Source organism: Wolbachia endosymbiont of Drosophila bocki (assembly GCF_028982005.1).
GTDB classification, from domain to species: domain Bacteria; phylum Pseudomonadota; class Alphaproteobacteria; order Rickettsiales; family Anaplasmataceae; genus Wolbachia; species Wolbachia pipientis.
In genome coordinates, this window is the sequence record NZ_JAPQLG010000010.1 from 1 (window position 1) to 3,839 (window position 3,839).

2 protein-coding genes and 1 pseudogene are annotated in these 3,839 nt (G+C 36.4%); 2 read left to right on the forward strand and 1 reads right to left on the reverse strand.

Going from position 1 to position 3,839, the window contains the following annotated elements; all coding sequences use genetic code 11:
- Positions 1-64: 64 nt before the first annotated feature.
- Positions 65-1,291, reverse strand: a pseudogene (locus OZD61_RS00165) (YifB family Mg chelatase-like AAA ATPase); the annotation flags it as partial.
- A 122-nt stretch (positions 1,292-1,413) separates the two neighbouring features.
- Here OZD61_RS00165 and OZD61_RS00170 point away from each other — a divergent pair.
- Positions 1,414-2,253, forward strand: coding sequence for a polysaccharide deacetylase family protein (locus OZD61_RS00170; protein ID WP_274979394.1), 840 nt, complete (start codon positions 1,414-1,416; stop codon positions 2,251-2,253).
- Positions 2,208-3,782, forward strand: coding sequence for a penicillin-binding transpeptidase domain-containing protein (locus OZD61_RS00175; RefSeq protein WP_274979395.1), 1,575 nt, complete (start codon positions 2,208-2,210; stop codon positions 3,780-3,782). Before OZD61_RS00170 ends, OZD61_RS00175 begins: the two co-directional genes overlap by 46 nt.
- Positions 3,783-3,839 lie beyond the last annotated feature (57 nt).

Below are 3,839 nucleotides of genomic sequence, written 5' to 3' on the forward strand. Positions count from 1 at the left end.
CACCAGCTTGCAAATGATTGTCCTTTCCTTCATTTCTCTCCTATTACGAAGATTTTAAACAGGTTCTTATGATTTTAGTACTTTCTCCCTCCACAGAGATTTCAGGAGAGAGTATGCTAACGTTTGGCATTTCAATGCATATGTCTATTCTATCAAGCAATGGGCCTGATATTTTGTTTTTGTAATCTGTGCCACACTTTGGAGCTTTGTTGCACGATCTGCTTGCATCACCTAAATAACCGCACCTGCAAGGGTTCATTGCAGCAATCAGTTGAAAATTTGCAGGGTAGGTTATGTGAGCATTTGCCCTTGCAACGGTAACTTTTCTATCTTCAAGTGGTTGGCGCAGAGAATCAAGCACAAGTCTTGGAAATTCTGGCAACTCATCAAGGAATAACACGCCATTGTGAGCCATGGTAATTTCTCCAGGTTTTGCATTCTTTCCTCCCCCTATCATCGCTGGCATAGAGCATGAATGATGAGGTTCACGAAAGGGACGAATTACTTTGAATATTTCATTACCAGTTTTTGTTATGCTGGAAATAATATTAACATCAATCATCTCCTGTTCGGTTAAATCAGGCAGCAATCCTATAAAGCGCTTAGCAAGCATTGATTTTCCAGTACCAGGAGGGCCAACAAGAAGCATATTATGCCCACCTGCTGCTGCAATTTCAGCTGCTCTTTTTGCAACAACTTGGCCTTTAATATCCTTCATATCGGGAACCAATCTTTTTTCTTTGGGTGCATCACTATATTTAAAAATTACTGGCTGAATTAATTGCTCACCCTTAAAGTGTCTGATAATATCAGTTAATTTCTCTATAGCTAGAATTGAAACATTCTTTACCCATGAAGCCTCTACTCCATTTCCCCTTGAGCAAATTACTCCTTTATTTGCCTGTTTTGCATTGATCGCTGTTGGCAGCACTCCTGAAACTGGAATAACTCTGCCATCAAGGGCAAGCTCACCCATAATGATATAAGACTGAACTTTTTCAACTGGTATCACATTCATTACAACAAGTAGTCCAATAGCAATAGCCAAGTCATAATGACTACCTTCTTTCAGTAAATCCGCAGGGGAGAGATTAACTATAATTCTTTTTGGAGGTAGTAGTAGATTGATTGAATTTAACGCTGCTCTGATGCGTTCTTTGGATTCCGCAACAGTTTTGTCTGGCAATCCAACAATATTAAAAGCTGGAATACCATTTGCCATATGAATTTGTGCATTGACATTTACTGTGCTAATTCCCTGAAGCGCAACGGTATTTATATTTGCAATCATAATATATTATATAAAATTGTTAATACAATATATTAAAGAAGCGATGAAGTAAAGGCTACAGCAATTAAAGATGGCTTAACTTAGCAAAAAAGTGTAGTATTCTATCACTTTGCTGATTACAAATGTTTATAAGGATAATCACTTTTTTCTTACTATATTCAAGTACGGCTTTTTGTAGTGATTGTAATTTTAATTTACCATACTGTGGGCTCAGTTGTAATCTAGATCTATCATATAGAAATTTAAGTAATATAAAAAAATTATTGAACAACGACGATAAGTTTGTTGCGCTTACGTTTGATGATGGACCGTCTAACAATAGAGTAAACGATATTATTAATGTTCTGGAAAGCTATGAAGCAAAAGCAACATTTTTTGTGCTTGGTGAACGTATAAATGAAAAAACGTCTGAAATAGTAAAGAAAATTCATGAATCAGGTCATGAGTTAGGCGATCACTCTTGGTCGCATAGGAATTTGACATCACTTTCAAGTGAGGAACAATTGCAAGAATTGGAAAAGACAAATACAGCAGTTAAAAATGCAATAAAACAAGATGTAAAATGGTTTCGTCCGCCATATGGATGTTATGACGATAATCTGATTGAAAATACTGATCAATTAAATATGTATTCAATATTATGGACGGTTGATTCGCTAGATTGGCAAGGTGATAAGCCGGAAACTTTAGTTGAAAGAGTTTTAAGTAATGTACATAATGGAGCAGTTATACTGTTTCATGATCACAATAACAGGTCAAACACAATTGAAGCTTTACCTCATATTATTAAAATACTAAAAAAATCAGGTTATAAGTTTGTGACCTTAAGTGAGTGGGAAAAAAGGGTTTGTAATACGGTAAAAGCCAGAAGTGTAACAATAAAAGAGGGGAAAAAAGTGCGTTTTGAAGGAATGTTATGTGGACAAAAAACAAAGTCTTTAACCGCAGAGCATTCATATTAGGTGGTATTCAGCTTACCATTTCTGCGGTTTTTAGTTGCAGGTTATATAATTTACAAATACGAAACAGACAAAAGTACGAAGCACTATCTAATAGTAATAGAATAAGAGTTGCTACTATTATGCCTAAGCGGGGCAAAATTTTAGATAGGAATAGCATTGAACTTGCGGTAAACAAAATTTCGTATGTTGTTTTGTTTGATGGTTCTGGTAAGGAAGTTGATTTGCAGACATTATCAGAAGTCGAGTCTAAAATAGCAAAATCGTCAGAAAAAATAACTGCTCTTTATAAACGTTATTACCCGTTTGGTTCAATGTGTTCTCATGTAATCGGATATACAAAAAGACAGCAAGGCATAAGCGAAGTAGGAATCAGCGGTATTGAATATACATATGATCATATATTGAAAGGCAAGTCAGGAAAATCTGAGCAGGAAATAAATTCTGAAAAACGCGTCATAAAAGAATTATCAAGCATACCACAACAAGACGGACAAGATGTACAACTGACAATTGATATTAATCTGCAAGAGAAAACCGCAGAGGTATTTAAAGATCACCAGGGCTCCGCAGTGGTAATTGGTGTAAATAATGGAGAAATTTTAGCATTATATAATTCACCTTCTTACGATAATAATCTTTTTGCTAGCAGGCTACCAAATGAGACTTGGGAAAACTTGAATGCTCCTTCATTACCGCTTGTGAATCGTGCGTTATCATATCAAATTCCACCTGGTTCAATATTTAAAGTAATAGTTGCGCTTGCGGGTTTAAAAGACGGGATAATAACACCAGAAGAGAAATTCTCGTGCAAGGGCTATATGAAAATAGGTGAGCGGAAATTTCGTTGTCTGAAAAGCAAAGTCCATGGGTATGTATCTTTAAATGAGGCAATGGCATTATCATGCAACACTTACTTTTATAATATAGGGAAAAAAATAAGTGTAGACTCTCTGGTAGAAATGGCCAGAAAATTCGGTATTGGAAGTGGGCCACTGATTGGAACGTTTAAAGAAGAAGCTCCAGGGCTGTTGCCAGATAGAGATTGGCGTACACGAAAGCTATATTCGCAGTGGTATTTAGGTGACACTATCAACTTAGTTATAGGACAAGGGTATATGCTTACAACACCACTACAGCTTGCAGTTCTTGCAGCGAGGATTGCAACAGGAAAAGAGGTAATTCCCCGCATTAAGATGAATGAAACAATACAAGATTTTCCCGATATTGATGTGGATTGTGAGCATCTTAGCATAGTTCGAAAAGCTATGTTTGATGTGGTGAATTCTAAAACTGGAACCTATAAGAAAGGGCTAAGCGGTATACAAATTGCCGGTAAAACCGGTACACCAGAGATAAACTCTAAGGGTGAAAGTCATAAGTTATTTATCGCTTATGGCCCTTACCATAACCCGCGCTATGCAATCTCTGTGTTTATAGAACACGGCAAAGCCCCACGCCAAGATGTTGCTATAGCTAATGAAATATTTCAGTATATGCTTGAAACTATGAGTATTAAACTTCTTGCATAACCATATAACAAACTTTTATTGGGAATAGAAACGAAAAAACTTACTTGACACCCTTCG

What these genes read in the sequence shown, in the direction of transcription:
- OZD61_RS00175 (WP_274979395.1), top strand. Translation starts at nt 2,208, where the DNA reads ATGTGGACAAAAAACAAAGTCTTTAACCGCAGAGCATTCATATTAGGT.
- OZD61_RS00170 (WP_274979394.1), top strand. Translation starts at nt 1,414, where the DNA reads ATGTTTATAAGGATAATCACTTTTTTCTTACTATATTCAAGTACGGCT.